Genomic DNA, 434 nt, shown 5'->3' with positions numbered 1-434 from the left:
ATGGGCTCCTCAAAGCCAGTTACATTCCAGATCGCATTCAGCGTGAACTGCGGGAATTGGTTCGGTATCGCCGAAGTTTAATTCAGGAACGTGCTCGTGAGCATAACCGCATTCAGAAAGTGCTCGATGGCGCCAACATTAAGCTCGATTCCGTCGTGTCCGACATCATGGGGCTTTCCAGTCGGGATATGTTGGAAGCCATGGTCGAGGGTGAAACCGACTCGGAAAAGCTTGCCGGCTTCGCACGTCGAACCTTGAAGCGCAAGAAAGAAGAATTGGAATTAGCGCTTCGCGGTAACATGAGCGACCATCAACGTCTCATGTTAAAAGCGATGCTGACTCACATCGATTTTCTTAATGAACAAATCGTGGATCTGGATACGGAGGTAGCCAAACGGCTAGACCCTTTTCAGGAGCAGTTGGATCGACTGGAC

Annotated in this window: 1 protein-coding gene; it reads left to right on the top strand. The window is 50.2% G+C overall.

The window, feature by feature from the left end; all coding sequences use genetic code 11:
- Window positions 1-434 (top strand): IS110 family transposase (locus LRL21_RS44935; protein ID WP_240422223.1); only part of this gene is annotated, 434 nt, incomplete at both ends.

The organism is Paenibacillus periandrae (assembly GCF_022458865.1).
In the GTDB taxonomy this organism is placed as follows: Bacteria; Bacillota; Bacilli; order Paenibacillales; family NBRC-103111; genus Paenibacillus_S; species Paenibacillus_S periandrae.
Note: the sequence above shows the minus strand (reverse complement) of the source record. Positions and strands in the feature narration are given on the sequence as shown.